General features: G+C 67.2%; 8 protein-coding genes, 2 tRNA genes and 1 pseudogene. 7 read left to right on the top strand and 4 right to left on the bottom strand.

Annotated features, from left to right (window positions below; all coding sequences use genetic code 11):
* Positions 1–107: 107 nt before the first annotated feature.
* Both QMG72_RS10350 and QMG72_RS10345 read right to left on the bottom strand, forming a co-directional pair.
* Complete coding sequence (locus tag QMG72_RS10350; protein WP_226773726.1) at positions 108–644, bottom strand: PadR family transcriptional regulator; 537 nt, start codon at positions 642–644, stop codon at positions 108–110.
* A gap of 166 nt (positions 645–810) precedes the next feature.
* On the bottom strand, positions 811–1,794 hold the full coding sequence (locus tag QMG72_RS10345; protein WP_226773725.1) for an NAD(P)H-quinone oxidoreductase: 984 nt from the start codon (positions 1,792–1,794) through the stop codon (positions 811–813).
* A gap of 169 nt (positions 1,795–1,963) precedes the next feature.
* On the opposite strand from QMG72_RS10345, the gene QMG72_RS10340 reads away from it, so the two are divergent.
* The 3 genes from QMG72_RS10340 (at position 1,964) to QMG72_RS10330 (ending at position 8,076) form a co-directional block, all read left to right on the top strand.
* Positions 1,964–2,051 (top strand) — tRNA-Ser (locus QMG72_RS10340).
* A 255-nt stretch (positions 2,052–2,306) separates the two neighbouring features.
* Entirely contained in the window at positions 2,307–3,086 is a 780-nt protein-coding gene (locus QMG72_RS10335) for a VOC family protein (protein ID WP_283480415.1), read from the top strand.
* 424 nt (positions 3,087–3,510) lie between these two features.
* Positions 3,511–8,076, top strand: coding sequence for an ExeM/NucH family extracellular endonuclease (locus QMG72_RS10330; protein ID WP_283480413.1), 4,566 nt, complete (start codon positions 3,511–3,513; stop codon positions 8,074–8,076).
* Between the two features lie 147 nt (positions 8,077–8,223).
* Here the strand turns inward: QMG72_RS10330 and QMG72_RS10325 are convergent, their stop codons facing one another.
* On the bottom strand, positions 8,224–10,203 hold the full coding sequence (locus QMG72_RS10325; protein WP_283480412.1) for an FAD/NAD(P)-binding protein: 1,980 nt from the start codon (positions 10,201–10,203) through the stop codon (positions 8,224–8,226).
* A gap of 132 nt (positions 10,204–10,335) precedes the next feature.
* Here QMG72_RS10325 and QMG72_RS10320 point away from each other — a divergent pair, with 132 nt between their 5' ends.
* The 4 genes and pseudogenes from QMG72_RS10320 (at position 10,336) to QMG72_RS10305 (ending at position 15,887) form a co-directional block, all read left to right on the top strand.
* On the top strand, positions 10,336–12,576 hold the full coding sequence (locus QMG72_RS10320; RefSeq protein ID WP_283480411.1) for a prolyl oligopeptidase family serine peptidase: 2,241 nt from the start codon (positions 10,336–10,338) through the stop codon (positions 12,574–12,576).
* Between the two features lie 85 nt (positions 12,577–12,661).
* A tRNA-Ser gene (locus QMG72_RS10315) sits at positions 12,662–12,749 on the top strand.
* 149 nt (positions 12,750–12,898) lie between these two features.
* Complete coding sequence (locus tag QMG72_RS10310) at positions 12,899–14,611, top strand: phytoene desaturase family protein (RefSeq protein WP_283480410.1); 1,713 nt, start codon at positions 12,899–12,901, stop codon at positions 14,609–14,611.
* A pseudogene (locus QMG72_RS10305) lies at positions 14,608–15,887 on the top strand (MFS transporter). Before QMG72_RS10310 ends, QMG72_RS10305 begins: the two are co-directional and overlap by 4 nt.
* On the opposite strand, the gene QMG72_RS10300 reads toward QMG72_RS10305, so the two are convergent.
* Complete coding sequence (locus QMG72_RS10300; RefSeq protein ID WP_283480409.1) at positions 15,832–18,021, bottom strand: RecQ family ATP-dependent DNA helicase; 2,190 nt, start codon at positions 18,019–18,021, stop codon at positions 15,832–15,834. The pseudogene QMG72_RS10305 and the gene QMG72_RS10300 sit on opposite strands and share 56 nt — an antisense overlap.
* Positions 18,022–18,119 lie beyond the last annotated feature (98 nt).

The raw sequence follows: 18,119 nt of genomic DNA, 5'->3' as shown, positions 1-18,119 counted from the left end.
TGCCCCAAGGCACCCTACCAACGTAGGTGGTGCATGGGTATGGCTTCCGCGCCAACCGGTTCGGCGGAAGCGGTGAACGGTGCGGCAAACGCGTCGAACGGCCGAACTCAGGCGGACGGGCCGGTCAACTGCATCAGCCGCGCCTCACAAAGGTCAAGCCAGCGCACTTCGGCCTCGGTCTGGAAGATCAAGGAATCGAGTACCAGCAGCCGGGCGGTATCCATGGAGCGTTGCTGGGATGCCGTCTCACGCCGGGCTTTGGTGTAGTCCTGCAGGGCCCGGACTGACACGGCACGCTGGGCATGAATGGCGGCACCGACGTTGACACCGGGCAAGGTCAGCCCCAGCGCGAGCTTGATGGCCAGTTCGTTCCGCGGCGGACTGCTCCGCTGCACCGGGGAGCTGAACCAGCGGGTAACTTCAGCAAGCCCGTCCGCGGTGATGCTGTAAACAATGTGGCCCTCACCGTCGGCACCATCCTTGCGGACGAGCCCGTCGCGCTCCAGGCGGTCAAGAGTCGTGTAGACCTGCCCGATATTCAGGGGCCAGGAGGACCCTGTGCGCTCTTCGAACTCGATCCTGAGCTGGTAGCCATAGTGTGGCCGGTCCTGCAGGAGGGCGAGGAGACTGTGACGGATGGACATGTTGCTCCCGGAGGGTAGCGGGACGACAGCATACACGCGCCCCAAGACGCGTGTATACCGCGTATGGAATTACATTACAGTCATTTCTTCTCCGCAAGCAATTCGGATATGCCCGCCAGAGAATGTGTTTGAGGCGCCGCCGGCCGGGCCGAGACTCGGGCCCGGCTTACAGGAGGAGCAGAATCTTGCCCACATGGTCACCGGAGTCGAAGTACCGGTGCGCCTCAGCGACCTGGTCCAGCGGGAAGGTCTTTGCCACCAGCGGCCGGATCCGGCCATCGGCGAGCATCGGCCAGACACCGTCGCGGACGGCGTCCATAATCACGGTCTTCTCCGCTACGGGCCGCGGGCGCAACGCCGTCGCGATAATCGCAGCACGCTTACCCAGCAGTTTGCCAAGATCCAGCTCGCCTTTGGCACCGCCCTGCAGCCCGATCACCACCAGCCGCCCGTACTCCGCCAGCGCGTCCACGTTCTGTCCCAGGTACTTGGCTCCGACGACGTCGAGAATAACATCGGCGCCCTTGCCGCCATTTTGCGCGCGCAGGCTCTCCGGGAAGTCTTCTTCCGCATAGTTGATCGCGATGTCTGCGCCAAGAAACGCCTTGGCGGTGCCGACTTTCTCCGCGGTGCCGGCCGTCGTGGCGACCACGGCACCGAACGCCTTCGCGAGCTGGATGGCCATAGTGCCGATGCCGCCGGTCGCCCCGTGGATGAGGACGGTCTCACCCGGCTGCAGCTGCGCTGTCATGATCAGGTTGGAATAGACCGTCGCCGCTACTTCGGGCAAAGATGCTGCGGTGACAAGGTCGATCCCCTCGGGGACCCGCAGGACCTGCCCCGCGTGTACAGCAACCTGCTGGGCATAGCCGCCGCCGGCCAGCAGCGCAACGACTTTGTCGCCCACGGAGAACGGTTTGGTGACTCCGGGACCAAAGCCAGCGATCCGGCCGGAGACTTCCAGCCCGGGAACCTCCGAGGCTCCGGGCGGCGGCGGGTACAGGCCCTTGCGCTGCTGGACGTCGGCGCGGTTTAGTCCGGCGGCGACGACGTCGATCAGCACCTCACCGGGACCCGGCACCGGGGACGGGACCTCGCGGACCTCCAGGGCCTCGGGTCCGCCCGGCCTTAAGATATAGACAGCCTTCATGGAGAACTCCGATTTCTAACGAACGTATTGCGGCCGTGTGGCCCGGCTGCGCCGCCGGGACATTATGTCCGAAGCGCTTCCTCCCAGAATATGCGGAGGAGATACCGGCGCCCGCGAGCGCAACCGCGTTTTTGTTGCTGCCGACTGCCTATGAAACACTACTCGTTAGGGAAGGTTGTCCGAGCGGCCGATGGAGCTGGTCTTGAAAACCAGTGTGCGGTGACCCCGTACCAAGAGTTCGAATCTCTTACCTTCCGCGGGAGCGCAGAGTTTGCGCGGCTTAGGGGCCGGTTGGGGCAATCGAGAGGTTGCCCCAACCGGCCTCACTCGTATCGCCGGCCTGCAGATGCCCCGCCCACCCGTCACCGGTACCAGCCGCCCGCGGGGCGGGCACCCGGAACCCGTTGAAACCGTCTGCGCTCAGGCATACCCTCACAGTGTCTGCTTCGCCGTCCCAAGATAAGGCGCCCCGCCAGTACCTTTCACCGCCGCAGAAAGTACAGGAGTCCACAATGCCAACACCCGAGCACTCCAACGGAGCACCGTGCTGGATCGACCTGATGACCTCCGACACCGGAAAGGCCCAGGCGTTTTACGGTGACCTTTTCGGTTGGACGTTCGAAACTGGCGACCAGGAGAAATACGGCGGTTACATCACTGCGCTGAAGAACGGCAAGTCGGTCGCCGGAATCATGCAAAAGCAACCGGACCGGGCCGGTTTCCCTGACGCCTGGTCCACGTACCTGCGCACGGACGATGCCCGCGCGGCTGTCAAGAGCGCGGCGGAGCACGGCGGAGCCGTCTACCTGGAAGCCATGGATGTGCCAGAACAAGGCACTATGGCCATGGTGGGCGACGCCACCGGCGCGGCCATCGGCATCTGGCAGACCGGGGAGATGACGGGCTATGAGCTCGCCGCCGAAGACGGTACCCCTGCGTGGCACGAACTCCACACCAAGGACTACGCCACGGCGGTCAAGTTTTACCAGGACGTTTTTGGCTGGAACACCGACGTTATGAGCGACACCCCGGAATTCCGCTACACCACGATGGGGGCCGGAGACACCGCCAAGGCAGGAATCATGGACGCCTCGGGATACCTCCCCGCCGAGGTCCCCTCCCATTGGCAGGTGTACTTCGCGGTTGCGGACACGGACGCCGCCACCGAAAAAGCCGTCGCCATGGGCGCCCAGCTGATCGAGGGGCCCGACGATACGCCGTTCGGGCGCCTTGCCACGCTCGCTGACCCCACCGGCGCCAGATTCAAGATCACGGCCCCGACGGCGCAGTAGAGCGCGGACATCGGTCCGCAGGGCAGCTGGGCGTCAGGGCAAAGCTCAAGGAATCTTGAGCAAGAACTTCAGGAAATCCTGCCGCAAAAATGCCCCGGGAATAACCGGCCAGCCGCTCCACTTCGGCCACCGGCCGGTATTCTTTTGGCATGCGCGGCCCCAGCCGGCCGGCATGGTTCACCCGACACAGCTCGGGGCAACCCACTCCGTCGCCGGGGCGCATCGTTGCTGGCCCGGTGCCGACTGTGACGCGTTCCGCTGGGGGACGTTTCGCCGAATGCACATGCAAGACATGTCGTGTTCACCCACCTCTGTTTTGATGTGCCGGGAACTGCTTGACCAGGAGCACCTACCGGCGGTCTGCGGCGTTACGCGGACACCTCCACCCAGCCCTTACCCGGGCACCTCATGAGAGTTAGAGCGGATGAAACACTTACCTTGGAAAACCGCGCTCTGCACGGCGCTGTCGGCAGGGCTCATCGCAGCCCCGCTGGCCGCTGTGCCGGCGTTTGCCGTGGAAGTCTCCCCGGCAGCGGCTGGCAGCTCGCCAGTGATCATCAACGAGGCGTACCTCAGCGGCGGCAGCGCCGGCAGCGCCTACAAGAACAAGTTCGTTGAGCTGTACAACACCTCCGATGCGGCAGTCTCGCTGGACGGCTGGTCCGTCCAGTACCGCCCGGGAACCGGCACCGCGGCACCCAGTGCAACCGCCTCGCTCACCGGAAGCATCCCGGCCAAGGGCTACTTCCTGGTCAAGGGCGGGACGAACTCCAGCGCGTCTACGGCCCCTGAACTGCCGGCCGCCGACGTGTCAGCCGCTGGTTTCAACCCGAGCGGCACAACCGGCACCATCGTCCTGGCCAAACAGGCAACCGCTCTGGACCCCCTTGCCACCGGCTCAGTCGTTGAACCTGCCAATGTCGCCGATCTGCTCGGCTACGGGACCTCCAACACCTTCGAAACCCAGGCGGCGACGGCGCCGTCGGGCAACACCGACGTCAAGAGCCTGAACCGCGGCAACGGCGCGGACAGCAACAACAACGCTGCTGACTTCACCCTGAACGCGACCATCACTCCCAAGGCTGCCAACGGTGTGGCCGCTCCCGTGGATCCGCCGGTCGATCCCGGCCCCGTCACGCCCCCGGCCGTCAAGACGATTGCCGAGATCCAGGGCAACGGTACTGCGAGCCCGCTCGTCGGAAGCTCCGTCACCACCCGCGGCAAAGTCACCGCAGCCTTCCCGACCGGAGGGTTCGCCGGCTACTACATCCAGACCCCAGGCACCGGCGGCGACCTGACCCCGGCCAGCCACTCGGCGTCGGACGCCATCTTCGTCTTCTCGTCCGCCACGGCCGGCGCCGTCCAGATCGGCGACTACGTCGAGGTGACGGGCGCCGTCAGCGAATTCTTCGGCATGACCCAAATGACCGTTGCCGCAGAAGCTGACCTCAAGAAGCTCACGGAAGCGGCCCCGGAGGTCAAAGCCACCGGCTTTTCGCTCCCAGCCGAGGAAACCTTCCGCGAGTCGCTGGAAGGAATGCTGCTGGCCCCGCAGGGACCGGTCACTGTCACCGACAACTTCTCGCTGAACCAGTACGGTGAAATCGGCCTGGCCGGCGGGTCTGCTCCGCTGGAGCAGCCCACCGCCGTCGCCCCCTACGGATCGGCAGAGTACACCGCTACCGTCGCCGCCAACGCCGCCAACGGCATCCGGCTCGACGACGGCGCCACCACCAACTTCCTCAAGGACGCCACCACCAAGGCCCTGGAGCTGCCGTACCTGACCACTACCGAGCACGTCCGTGTCGGCACCCCGGTGAGCTTCAAAACCAACGTGGTGCTCAGCTTCGCCAACAACGCCTGGAAGTTCCAGCCGCTGACGCAGCTGACCCCCGCCACCGCGGACGCGGTCCAGCCGGTAAGTTTTGGCGGCAGCACCCGCGCGGACGCTCCGGCGGCCGTCGGCGGCAACCTCAAGATTGCCTCGTTCAACGTGCTCAACTACTTCCCCACCACTGGCGATCAGCTCACCGGGTGCACCTACTACACCGACCGTGCCGGGAACCCGATCACCGTCCGCGGCGGCTGCGATGCCCGCGGCGCGGCGAACGCCGAAAACCTCCAGCGCCAGCAGGACAAGATCGTCGCCGCCATCTCCAAGTCCGGCGCCGACGTTGTATCGCTTATGGAGGTCGAGAACTCCGCACAGTTCGGCAAGAACCGTGACGATGCCCTCGCCAAGCTGGTTGACGCACTGAACATCGCCACGCCGGGGATCTGGGACTACGTCCGGACTCCCGCCAACGCACCCCCGCTGGCCGATGAGGACATGATCCGCACCGCCTTTATCTTCAAGAAGGCCACAGCCGAGCCGGTGGGCGAGTCCATCATCCTCAACGACACCGTTGCCTTCGCAAGTGCCCGCAAGCCGCTGGCACAGGTCTTCAAGCCGGTGGGCGCGTCCGATGACAAGAAGTTCATCGCGATCGCAAACCACTTCAAATCCAAGGGCTCAGCCGCCACCCCGGACGACACGGACAAGGGCCAGGGCAACTCAAACCTCGCCCGCACCGCGCAGGCCCGGTCGCTGCTGGCGTTCTCCGACGAACTGCAGAAGTCCAAGGGGACGGACAAAGTCTTCCTGATCGGTGACTTCAACTCCTACGCCAAGGAAGACCCGATCAACGTCCTCACGGCCGCGGGCTACATCAACCAGGACGAGAAGGCCAAAAACGCCGACGGTTCCGCCAAGCACTCCTACCTCTTCGGTGGCCTGGTGGGCTCGCTGGACCACATCCTCGCCTCACCGGGAGCCAACGCCGTTGTCACCGGCGCCGACATCTGGAACATCAACTCCGTGGAGTCTGTGGCCCTGGAATACAGCCGCTACAACAACAACGTGACTGACTACTACGCTGCGGACCAGTTCCGGGCGAGCGACCACGATCCGGTGGTGGTGGGCCTGAACCTGCCCGTCACCCCTGCCAGCGTTGAGCTGAACCTGCTTAACATCAACGACTTCCACGGCCGCATCGATTCCAACACCCTGTTCTTTGCCGGAACCATCGAGAAGCTGCGGGCCGCGGCTGCCCCCGGTGCCACGGCGTTCCTCTCCGCGGGGGACAACATCGGCGCCTCGCTGTTCGCCTCGGCCGTTGCCAAGGACCAGCCGACGATCGATGTGCTGAACGCCCTTGAACTGCGGACCTCCGCCGTCGGCAACCACGAGTTTGACGGCGGCTGGGCCGATCTGCGCGACCGCGTCATTGCGGGCGGGGCCAACGCCAAGTTCCCGTATCTCGGTGCCAACGTTTACAAAAAGGGCACCACCGAGCCGGTTCTGCCGGAGTACACGGTGCTCAACCTGAACGGCGTCAAGGTCGCCGTGATCGGAACCGTTACGCAGGAAGTGCCCTCCTTGGTTACCCCGGCGGGCATCGCCGATCTTGACTTCGGCGACCCGGTCGATGCGATCAACCGCGTCGCCGCGAAGATCAAGGCGGACAAACTTGCCGACGTGATCGTGGTGGAAAACCACGACGGCGCCGGTTCCGGGGCGCCCGAAGGCGCCACCCTGGCGCAGGAGGTCGCCGCCGGCGGACCGTTCGCCAGGATGGTCACCGAGGTCACGCCGGACGTTGCCGCGATCTTCAACGGCCACACCCACAAGCAGTACTCCTGGGATGCCCCGGTCCCCGGCGCTGAGGGCAAAACCCGCCCGATCGTCCAGACCGGCAACTACGGCGAGTACATCGGCCAGATCCAGCTGACCATCGACACGAAGACCATGTCGGTGACCGGCTACAAGGCCGGCAACGTCAAGCGCACCACCTCCGCTGACCAGCCGGCAGCCGATCTCGTGGCCGCGTACCCGCGGGTCGCCACCGTCAAGACGATCGTTGACAAGGCACTCGCCGACGCTGCAGTGGTTGGCAACCAGCCGGTCGGCTCGGTGACCGCGGACATCACCACGGCGTTCACGCCTGCCACCACCACGACTCCGGCCTCACGCGATGACCGCGGCAGTGAGTCCACCCTGGGCAACCTGGTCGCGGATGCGCTGGTTGACTCGCTCAAGCCGGCTGACCTCGGTGCTGCCGAGATCGGCGTCGTCAACCCCGGCGGGCTGCGCAACGAGCTCTACTACGCCCCGGACGGGACCGTCACCTACGCCGAGGCCAACGCGGTCCTGCCGTTCGTGAACAACCTCTGGACCACCTCGCTGACCGGTGAGCAGTTCAAGACGCTCCTGGAGCAGCAGTGGCAGACCAACCCGGACGGCACGGTACCCAGCCGCGCCTACCAGCAGCTCGGATTGTCCAAGAACGTCAACTACACCTACGACGCCGCCCGCGCCGCCGGTGACCGGATCACCTCGATCCGGGTCAACGGCGCACTGATCGACCCCGCGAAGTCCTACCGGATCGGAACGTTCAACTTCCTGGCAACAGGAGGAGACAACTTCCGCATCTTCAAGTCCGGCACCAACACCAAGGACTCCGGACTCGTGGACCGCGACGCGTGGATCAAGTACCTGCAGGTGCACAGCCCGGTCGCACCGGACTTCGCACGCCGCTCCGTTGCCGTGGTGAACACCACCGCCGCGCAGGTCAAGGGCGGGGAGGCCATCACCCTGGCCGTCTCCAAGCTGGATCTCACCTCGCTGGGCAGCCCGGTGAACACCTCGCTGCGCGCCGAGTTCACCGATGCCAGAGGCACCCTCACCGCGCTGGGCACAACACCGGTTTCCGCCGGAACCGCCACAGTTGATCTGAAGGTACCCGCCGGCGCCGCAACGGGCACCGGTACCCTGACGCTCACCGCCGTCGAATCCGGCACAGTGGTGAAGGCAAGCGTTGTGGTCGCAGCCAACGTACCGGTCCCGCCGGCCTGCACCGCACCGGTTCCGCCGACGAAGTGGTATGACTTCAAGGGCTGGATCAAGTACTCGATCGCGTGGATCAAGTACCGGAACTGCCTCCGCGGCTAGCCTCCCGGCTCCGAGCCCCTGAGCATGCCCTCCCCCGGGCTGCAGCGCTGGACATATAGCCAATATGTCCAGCGCTCAGCACGGACGGAGGGCATGCTCATTTTTTGGCCCACCGGACGGAGGGCATGCTCATTCGGACGGCGCGGGTCAGGACCCCAGGATGGCCCGGGCGATCTCGTCGGCGTCCCGCAGCGTGCGCTGGCCGCTGCGGTAAACGGGCCCGGTTTTCTGCTGCGCTTCGGCCGCGATCGCGGTTCCCCACTGCACGGCGGACAGTTGCAGTCCCAGCACGTACAGGCCGTCGGTCACCGAGCCGTTGGCACCCAGCGGCCGGTACGGATGCGGCACCACGTCCAGCCCCGAGGTCGGCACCGGCGTTCCTTCGACGGTCATCATAAGCCGCGGCCGGACCAACCCTTCGGCCATCAGTTGTTCCAGCAGGGCTGAGACGTTCACCGCGACCTTGTTGGCCGGCGCCAGTGCCTCGATCATGGCGGCGGCTGTCACCACGTCCCCGCCGCCGTCGCCGGTGCCCGGTCCCACCCAGGGCGAGACGGCCGTGAAGGACCCCGCCCGGCGGTCCACCCCGAACTTGGGGTCCGGTCCGACGAACCGGACGACGCCGGCCCGGGCCAGGGCCGCGAGCTGTTCGGCCCGCTGCGCGGGAGGTCCGCTCGCCAGCCCTTCCACAAACGATTCGAACCAGCCGCGGAGTCCCGCGACCCAGGACTCATCGGTGATACCGCCGTCCGCGACGGCGGTCTTCAGTACCGCGCGGCCGTGGTGCAGGGCCCCGATGGTCATCTTCACCGGATCATCCTCCGCCAGGGCGGACCGCCGGGCGTCGTCGAGCAGGTAGTCGACGACGGCATTATCGAGTTCGGCCCTGGCGGCGAACGACCTCCCGGCCAGCGGTGCCGCCAGCCCCAGGAGATCCAGCCGGTGGGCCGGGCGGACGTGCACCTCCAGCACGGAGTCCACCTGGTCCTCCCATTTGGCGGCAGAGTGCGCGTGCGGGCGCAGAGCTTCCGCAAGGACCGCCAGGAAGTCGTCAGGGTCCGTCAGGATGGCACCCGGCTGCGAGCGCGCCAGCGTGGAGTAGTAAGCCCAGAGCGCGTCGCGGTGCAGGAGCGGCCAGAAGTCGTGGTCAAAGGCAGGCCGGATTCCCGCTGCCGCGAATTTCGCCAGGGCGCCTTCGGTGCAGTACCTCAGCGTGACGGCGCCGGGGTAGTACCCGGCGAGGGTTGCCTTAGCCCGGTACGGGGTGCCGCGCCGGGACCCGGCGATCATCAGCGGTTCGCGGCCGGAGGGCAGGTATGTCATCCTGCCGTCGCCGCCGGGCAGGAACTGTCCGCCACGGCCTTCGGTCAGCTGACCCATAACGTCGAAGAAGTTCAGGCCCATACCGCGTACCAGGACCGGTTTGGCGGCCGGCACACGGGACCAGTCGACGTCGGCCGGGGCAGCCGGCGGCAGGTAGAGCAGCCCGAGCTCCGCGGCCGCGGCCTGGAGTTCGCGCTGTTCCGGGTTAAGCCGCGATTCGAGGTGGCCGAGAGCCAGCACCACGGAATCAACGGTGAGGACCCCGCCGCTGGCCAGCGCGACGTCGAAGCTGACACGGTTTTCGTCGCCGGCGGCGCTGGCGGCGGCGTGCCGGACGGATGTTGCCCTCGTGCGGTGGAAATCTACTGTGGCCCCGGATGGTAACCGGGTCAGCAGCTCTTGCACCGTCGAGCGCAGGTAGCGCCCGTACAGTGCCCGGCTGGGAAAGTCCGCCGGGCCCAGCGCTGACAGCTCGGCGCGCTCTTCGGCGGTGAGGTCCGGGTGGGGCTGCCTGCGTTGCAGTTCGCGCCACCGGTCAAAAGTGTGACCGGCAAGCGGCCGTGCGAGGTCCGTGTCCTCGGGGATGACTGAAGGGTAAAACGACTGGGTGTTCATCAGGTAGAGCCTGGACTGGCCGGTCTGCCAAACGTGACCCGGCCCCGCGGGATAGGGGTCAATGACGTCAATGTGCAGGGTGGAACCCGGTGCGGCGGCACCCCAGTTGGCCAGCAACCGCTCCAGCACGCTGGTGCCGCGGGGACCGGCGCCAATCACTGCCGTCCGGATGCTCTGCGATATGCCCACGGCATCCAGCGTATCCGTAACCGGCTGGCCGGCCGGACCGTCCCGGTACGTCCGGGCCGGACACCGCCGGGCCGGACACCGCGGAAACGGTGTGACTTGCTACCGGAGCTCCGATGTTGCTTGGATGGGAAAATGACCACCGCTGAAGCTGCTCACCCGCCCGAGTCCGCCCTGCCCACCGACCCCGCCGCGGCGGGCACCGCCCCCGAACCGGTCGACGAGAACATTTGGCTTGAGGAAATCTACGGCGAGGAACAGCTCGCCTGGGTCCGGGAGCAGAACGCCCGCACCGAGGAGTTGCTGGAAGACACGGACTACGCCGAGCTGGAAAACAGCATCCTGGAGGTACTCGACTCCACCGACCGGATCGCCATGGTGGGCAAGCACGGCGAGTGGTACTACAACTTCTGGAAGGACCGGGAGAACCCCAAGGGCGTGTGGCGCCGAACCCGCTGGGAAAGCTATCGCGGCGGATCACCGGAGTGGGACGTCCTGCTGGATGTGGACGCACTGGCCGCCGCCGAAGGTGAGGAGTGGGTGTTCCATGGAGCCGCCTTCCTGCGCCCGGCCGAGGGCGAACCGCACCGGCGGGCGCTGCTCGCGCTGTCCCCCGACGGCGGCGACGCCAACCGCTACCGGGAGTTCGACGTCGGGTCCCGCAGCTTCGTGGACCCGGCGGCCGGCGGCTTTGATCTGCCGACGGCAAAGGGCAACGCTTCCTGGCTGGACGCGGACACCCTGTTGGTCGCCTCCACTGCCGAGGGAATGCCAAAGACCACATCCTCCTACGCCCGGACCGGCGTCAAACTGCGCCGCGGCGAATCCCTGGTCACCGCCGAGCGGGTTTTTGACATCCCCGAGGACCACATGATGGCCCTCGTGGCGCACGACTCGACCCCTGGTTTCGAGCGGACTTTTGCCGTGGACTGGATCAGCTTCTTCGAGAAGACCACCTCGGTGCTGCGCGACGGGCAGTGGGTGCAGTTCGATGTCCCGGCGGACGTAAACCTCAGCACCCACCGCGAATGGCTGCTGTTCCGTCCGCAAACAGACTGGACCATCGGCGCAGCCAGGTATCCGGCCGGGTCCCTCCTCGCAGTGGGGTTCGATGCGTTCCTGGCCGGCAGCCGGGAACTGTCCGTGCTGTTCACCCCTGATGAGCACACCTCGCTGCAGTCGTGGAGCTGGACGCGGGACTTCCTGCTGCTGAACCTGCTCCGCGACGTGTCTTCGGAAATCCGGGTCCTCGATCCGCAGCGGCCCGGGGAGGACTCCGCCTGGGCATCCACCGTGCTGGACGCGTGTCCGCCGTTGCATGACGTCAACGCTTACGCCGTCGACGACGAAGATGAGGACGGCGGCTCGGACGCTTCCGGCGCCGGGAACGACTTTTGGCTGGTGGCTACCGGCTTCACGACGCCGAGCACCCTCACCCGCGGAAGCCTCAAGCGCGGACCCGACGGCGCCGGCGTGCTCAGCACGCACGAGGCTCTGCGGTCCTCGCCGTCGTTCTTCAACGAAGGGGCGTACGAGGTCCAGCAGCACTTTGCGGTCTCCCAGGACGGCACCCGGGTGCCCTATTTCCAGGTGGCATCCAAGGATCTGGTGCTGGACGGCCAGAACCCCACGCAGCTCTCAGGCTACGGCGGCTTCGAAATCTCACGGACTCCGGCCTACAGCGGCACGGTCGGCCGTGCCTGGCTGGAACGCCGCACCGAGGAATCGGCCGGGCACGAGGGGGGCGCCCCGCACACCCGCGGCGGCGTCTACGTTGTGGCCAACATCCGCGGCGGCGGCGAATACGGTCCCGCCTGGCACCGCGCTGCCCTGCAGGAGAAGCGGCACCGCGCCTACGAGGACTTCGCGGCCGTGGCGGCGGACCTGATCTCCCGCGGTGTGACCTCCCGCGAGCGGCTCGGCTGCGTGGGCGGATCCAACGGCGGACTGCTGGTGGGAAACATGCTCACGCGGTATCCGGAGCTCTTCGGGGCCGCCTCCTGCGGTGTCCCGCTGCTGGATATGCGCCGCTATACAAAACTGTCCGCCGGCTACTCCTGGATTGCTGAATACGGTGATCCGGACGTTCCGGAGCAGTGGGAATTTATCAAGACGTTTTCCCCGTACCACCTCCTCAAGGACGGGGTGGACTACCCTGAGACGTTCATCTGGACGGCCACCTCGGATGACCGGGTAGGCCCGGTGCAGGCACGGAAGATGGCAGCCCGCATGCAGGCGATGGGCATCCCCAACATCTGGTTCCACGAGGCGCTGGAGGGCGGCCATGCGGGCGCCTCGGACAACCGCCAGGCCGCGGCGCTGCAGAGCCGCAGCCAGCACTTCCTCTGGCGGTCACTGGCCGGCCGCGGGGCCTGAGCCGTTGAGCCGCTGCGGCAGTTGTGGCCGTTTTGCACTGCGTGGCCCCTTCTGCGTATCCTTGGTTGGCTAGTTAATAGCATTTGGAGACGTGCCAGAGCGGCCGAATGGGCTTCACTGCTAATGAAGTGTGGGGCACAACTCCACCGGGGGTTCAAATCCCCCCGTCTCCGCGTTTGGCCCCGGTCCTTGGACCGGGGCCTTTTGCGTATCCGAACCCGCTAACCCCCGGTTGCAGGGTTACAGGACCGGTGCCCGGCGCGGCACGTCCGGCTGCCGGACACCTGAGGCCCCGCAGTCGCCCGGATGGCAGGATGGGCCCATGTCGAGCACCCCCAGGTCGAACAGCAGCACGGACAACACCGCGCCGGACGCCAGCGCGTTTGACGCGATCATTGTCGGTGGCGGCCACAATGGCCTGGCCGCGGCTGCGTACCTCGCCAAGGCCGGCAAGGCGGTCCTGTTGCTGGAGAAGCTTGAGCAGCCCGGCGGCGCCGCGGTATCCGCCCGGGCGTTCGAGGGCGTCGACGCCAACCTCTCGCGGTACTCGTACCTGGTGAGCCTGCTCCCGCAGCAAGTCATCGACGACCTTGGGCTGCACATCCGGCTGGCCCGGCGGCGGTATTCGTCCTACACCCCCGACCCCCACGACGGGCGCCGCGCGCTGCTGATCGACAACGCAGATGCGGCGGCCAGCGCTGCATCGTTCACCACTGTCGGGGCGCCGGAGAGCGAATTCCGCGCATTTACCGGCTTCTACGACGATTGCCGACGGCTCACCGGTGCCCTTTGGCCCACGATGACGGCGCCACTGCCGACGCGCTCGGAGGCAAGGGAGCTCGCAGTCCGCGCCGGTGCCCTGGAAGCGTGGGATGCCATCGTTGAACGGCCAATCGGGGAAGCCATCACCCGCTCTCTGCAGCACGAACTGGTCCGTGGTGTGGTGCTGACGGACGCCTTGATCGGCACCTTTGCCCGGGCCTTCGACGAGGACCTGCAGCAAAACATCTGTTTCCTGTACCACCTGGTCGGCGGCGGGACGGGTGACTGGGATGTGCCCGTCGGCGGAATGGGCGCCGTCTCCGGAGAGCTCGAACGCGCCGCCCGCGACGCCGGGGCGACCATTGTGACCTCCGCGGAGGTTACCGCCGTCCGCCCGGGAGGTGTGGTTAACTACCGCCAGCACGGGGCGGAGCATACGGCCGCCGGGTCCTGGATCCTCGCCAATGTGGCCCCGGCGGTCCTGGACCGGCTCAGGACCGGCTGGGTGGCACCGAATACCCCCTCGAACCCGAACCACCTCCGGGAGGGCGCACAGGTCAAGGTGAACCTGCTCCTGAAGCGCCTCCCCCGGCTGTTGGATCCGCAGGTCAGCCCGGCAGCGGCGTTCGGCGGAACCTTCCACGTCAACGAGACCTTCCCGCAGCTCGACGCCGCCTACCGCGCCGCCGCCGCGGGAACCATCCCGGATCCGCTGCCGTGCGAGATCTACTGCCATTCGCTTACCGACCCCAGTATCCTTTCCCCGGCATTGCAAGCATCCGGCGCGCAGACTCTCACGGTATTCGGTCTCCACGTCCCGGACCGGCTGGTTTCGGCAGGCAACAATGACCGGCGTCGGGCCGAACTTCAGGCAGCGGTGCTGAAATCCCTGAACTCTGTCCTGGCCGAGCCCATCGAGGACCTGCTGCTGAGCGGCCCGGACGGTCAGCCCTGCATCGAAACCAAAACCACCCTGGACATTGGACGCGCGCTCGGTATGCCGCGGGGCAACATCTTCCACGGCGGCCTCGACTGGCCCTTCGTGGAGGATAACGCCCCGTTGGACACCCCGGCGAGGCGCTGGGGTGTCGCGACGGACGACGCGCGGATCCTGCTCTGCGGCTCCGGCGCCCGGCGCGGCGGAGCCGTCAGCGCCATCGGCGGGCACAACGCGGCGATGGCTGTACTGGAGGCCGAAAAGCTCGAATCCGGCCGGCGTACTCCGCCCGTGTCCGATGAGGCTGAGGGTGGCGCCGAAGCAGTCCCCGAATGAGTGGGGACCCGCCCGCTGACGCCACGACCCCCCGCGGTCCCGGCAGCACGCCGTCGGACGGCTGGAGCCCCCGGCTGGCCTTGCTCGTCGCCGCGACGTTTTTTATGGAGTTCCTGGACGGCACCGTCCTGACCACGGCGATCCCCAGTATCGCGGCGGACTTCTCGGTGCCGTCCGCTGACGTCAACATCACAATGACCGCCTATCTGATGACCGTGGCGATGGGGATTCCGCTCAGTGCCTGGCTGGCCGAACGCGTCGGCGCGCGCCGTGTTTTCTGCCTGGCCATCGCGACGTTCACGGCGGCCTCCCTCCTGTGCGCACTGAGCCAGGACCTGACGATGCTGACCCTGAGCCGGGTGTTGCAGGGCGCGGGCGGCGCGATGATGGTCCCGGTGGGCACCCTCCTGGTGCTCCGCGGCTCAGCAAAGAAGGATCTGCTTCGCGCCACTGCCTACCTGGTGTGGCCGGGATTGCTGGCACCTGTCCTGGCCCCGCTCGTCGGAGGCGCACTCACAACGTTCCTGTCATGGCACTGGATATTTCTGGTCAACCTCCCGCTGGGCCTCGCGGCACTCCTCACGGCGCTGCGGCTGGTTCCGGCCGTCCCGGGCGACCGTAGCCGACGCCTGGACTGGGTGGGACTGGCGCTTACGACCCTGGGCGTGGGGACCGTCGTGGTGGGCCTGGAGCTGGCCGGCGGCCGCGGTGCCGGCGCCCCGGCGGCCCTCACCTGCACCGCTGGGGCACTGTTGCTCGGTGCTGCCGTCTGGTGGCTGCGGCGGGCCCGGTACCCCTTGTTCGATCTGGTCGTCTTTTCCGCCCGTACATTCCGCGCCACGGCGACCGGCGGTTTTATCTACCGCCTGACGATCAGTGCCGTGCCCTTCCTCTTGCCGCTGATGTTCCAAAACGGCTTCGGCTGGGATCCGCTGCACGCCGGGGTGCTCGTCGCTGCGGTATTCGTGGGCAATATCGGGATCAAACCGGCCACGTGTCCGCGACCCTCGTGCAGCTCGCTGCGGCGGCCGGGATAGCGATTGGGGCACTGCTGATCCGCACCTTCGAAGCCGGCGGCCCCCTGCCGGGCGGGGCTGGTGCGGCAGCCGCCGCCGGCGATCCGGTGGCAGCCTACCGTGCAGCGTTTTTTGCGATTGCTGCGCTGATGCTCCTGAGCGCACTGGACAGCCTGACGCTGCCCCGCCATGCCGGGGCGGAAGTCAGCCGGCCTGGCCAAGCACCAGCGGAAGTACCGCCCCGGCACCCGCGAGCCTAAGGGCCCTGCCTGCGACGGTCAGGCTCCAGCGGCTGTCAACCAGATCGTCAATCAGCATCACACTCTGGCCCTGGATCCCGGCAAGGGCCGCCTCCAGTTCAGGGCCCACCACAAGCCGGTCCCAGACCCCCGCAAGCCGGTAGGCGCTGTTGCCTCCACGGCCGCCGGTCGGTCCGCCGTGCCCCAGTTGCAGCTGGCCCAGATAGGGGAGCCGGCCGATCTCCGAGATGCCGCGGGCCAGCGAGTCGACCAGCGCGGGCTTGCTGCGGGACGGGATACTGATGATCGCGGCGGGCCGGCCGGCACCACTCCAGCCGGGCGTGCGGGAGTCACCGGCACCCCATTCACGCAGTACCTGAACGCATGCCTGAAGCATGCCGGCGTCCACCGTGCGGTCGGGGGCTCCGGCGGCGAACGCTTCGCGCAGGGCGCCGCCCCAGCCCAGGTCCGTAAGCCTGGCCAGCGCCCGGCCGCTGGCGACGCTTTCTTCGGGTTTTATTTTGCCCTTCACCGGCACGCCCAGCCTGTCCATGCCGCTGGGCCATTGCAGCCGGGGTTCCAGCGGTACACCGGCGCGGCTCAGCGTCTGGCCCGCTGCTTCGGTGGCCGCGGCGGCAATGTCTGCGGGGAACCACTGACCGGCGCAGTTATCGCAGCGGCCGCAGGGGCGGGCTGTCTCGTCGTCGAGGACCGACGTGATGTATTCCATCCGGCAACCGGCGGTGTCCTGGTAGATCACCATCGAGTCCTGTTCGTCCACCCGGGCTTCCGCGATCCGGCCGTAACGCTCGGCATCGTAGGTCCACGGCCGTCCGGTGGCCCGCCAGCCGCCGCCCACACGCTCCACCGCACCGTCAACTGCCAGCACCTTCAACAGCAGCTCCAAAGGGGTCCGGCGCAGGTCCACCCGCGCCTCCAGCGCCACCGTTGACACAGCAGCCCCGGCTTCGGCAAGAGCGGTCAGTACGGCGCCGGCTTTCTCCTCCGAGGGCATGGATGCGGTGGCGAAATACTGCCAGATATCGCGGTCCTCGGAACCGGGGAGCAGCAGCACGTCGGCGTTCGCGGCCCCACGGCCCGCACGGCCGACCTGCTGGTAGTAGGCCACCGGCGAGGACGGCGCGCCGAGGTGCACCACAAACCCGAGATCGGGCTTGTCAAAGCCCATGCCAAGGGCAGAGGTGGCCACGAGCGCCTTGACCTGGTTGTCCTTCAGGAGCTGCTCCGCGCGTTCCCGGTCCGCAGGGTCTGTCCGTCCGGTGTAGGCGAGCACTTCGTGTCCGGCTTCGGCGAGAAGCCGGGCGGTATCCTCGGCAGCGGAGACCGTCAGCGTGTAGATAATTCCACTGCCGGGCAGGTCTGTCAGGTGCGTGAGCAGCCAGCCAAGCCGGTCCCGGGAGTCCCGCAGGCTCAGCACGCCCAGCCGGAGGGAATCACGGCCGAGGGCGCCGCGGATGGTCAGCACACCGGCGCCCAGCTGCTCCTCGATGTCATGAACCACCCGGGAGTTGGCGGTGGCGGTGGTGGCCAGCACCGGGACGGAGTCCGGCAGCTGGGTGATCAGGTCCGCGATACGCCGGTAGTCGGGACGGAAATCGTGGCCCCAGTCAGAGATGCAGTGGGCCTCATCGATGACCAGGAGCCCGGTGCGGCGGATTAGTTCCGGCAGCTGGTTCTCCCGGAACGAGGGATTGGTGAGCCGCTCCGGCGAGACCAGCAGGACATCGACTTCATCCGCCGCGAGCTGTTCACGGACGCTGTCCCAATCCAGCTGGTTGGCGGAGTTAATGGCCACCGCCCGCACACCGGCGCGGGCCGCGGCGGCCACCTGGTCACGCATCAGGGCCAGCAGCGGGGAGACAATCAGCGTGGGCCCGGCGCCGCGGCGCCGGAGCAGCAGTGAGGCAACAAAATACACCGCCGATTTGCCCCAGCCGGTGCGCTGCACCACAAGGGCCCGCCGGCCGCCGTCGACGAGGGCCTCAATCGCCTCAAACTGGCCGTCATGGAACTCCGCAGCCGGGTGGCCGACCAGCTCGCGCAACACCGTCTGGGCCTGTTCCCGGGTTCCGCCGGGCCCGGCGGCAGCATCGGGGGCGGCGGACAGCAGTGCAGCGTTCTGGTTAGTGGCCATTGCTTCAGTATCCCAGCCGCCGCCGAGAGCCGCGAAGCCGCAGGGGCCGCTATGTGGACAATCACAGCGTCCGCCGGCAGATCCGCCGCGGACCGACT

It is taken from the genome of Pseudarthrobacter sp. PH31-O2 (genome assembly GCF_030063265.1).
Lineage (GTDB): Bacteria > Actinomycetota > Actinomycetes > Actinomycetales > Micrococcaceae > Arthrobacter.
The sequence above is the reverse complement of the archived record's forward strand: the minus strand, read 5'-3'. Positions and strand labels throughout refer to the sequence as shown.

Bases quoted from the DNA above. Each gene is read 5' to 3' on its own strand.
- QMG72_RS10335 (WP_283480415.1), top strand. From the start codon at position 2,307: ATGCCAACACCCGAGCACTCCAACGGAGCACCGTGCTGGATCGACCTG.
- QMG72_RS10350 (WP_226773726.1), bottom strand. From the start codon at position 644: ATGTCCATCCGTCACAGTCTCCTCGCCCTCCTGCAGGACCGGCCACAC.
- QMG72_RS10330 (WP_283480413.1), top strand. From the start codon at position 3,511: ATGAAACACTTACCTTGGAAAACCGCGCTCTGCACGGCGCTGTCGGCA.
- QMG72_RS10320 (WP_283480411.1), top strand. From the start codon at position 10,336: ATGACCACCGCTGAAGCTGCTCACCCGCCCGAGTCCGCCCTGCCCACC.
- QMG72_RS10345 (WP_226773725.1), bottom strand. From the start codon at position 1,794: ATGAAGGCTGTCTATATCTTAAGGCCGGGCGGACCCGAGGCCCTGGAG.
- QMG72_RS10310 (WP_283480410.1), top strand. From the start codon at position 12,899: ATGTCGAGCACCCCCAGGTCGAACAGCAGCACGGACAACACCGCGCCG.
- QMG72_RS10300 (WP_283480409.1), bottom strand. From the start codon at position 18,021: ATGGCCACTAACCAGAACGCTGCACTGCTGTCCGCCGCCCCCGATGCT.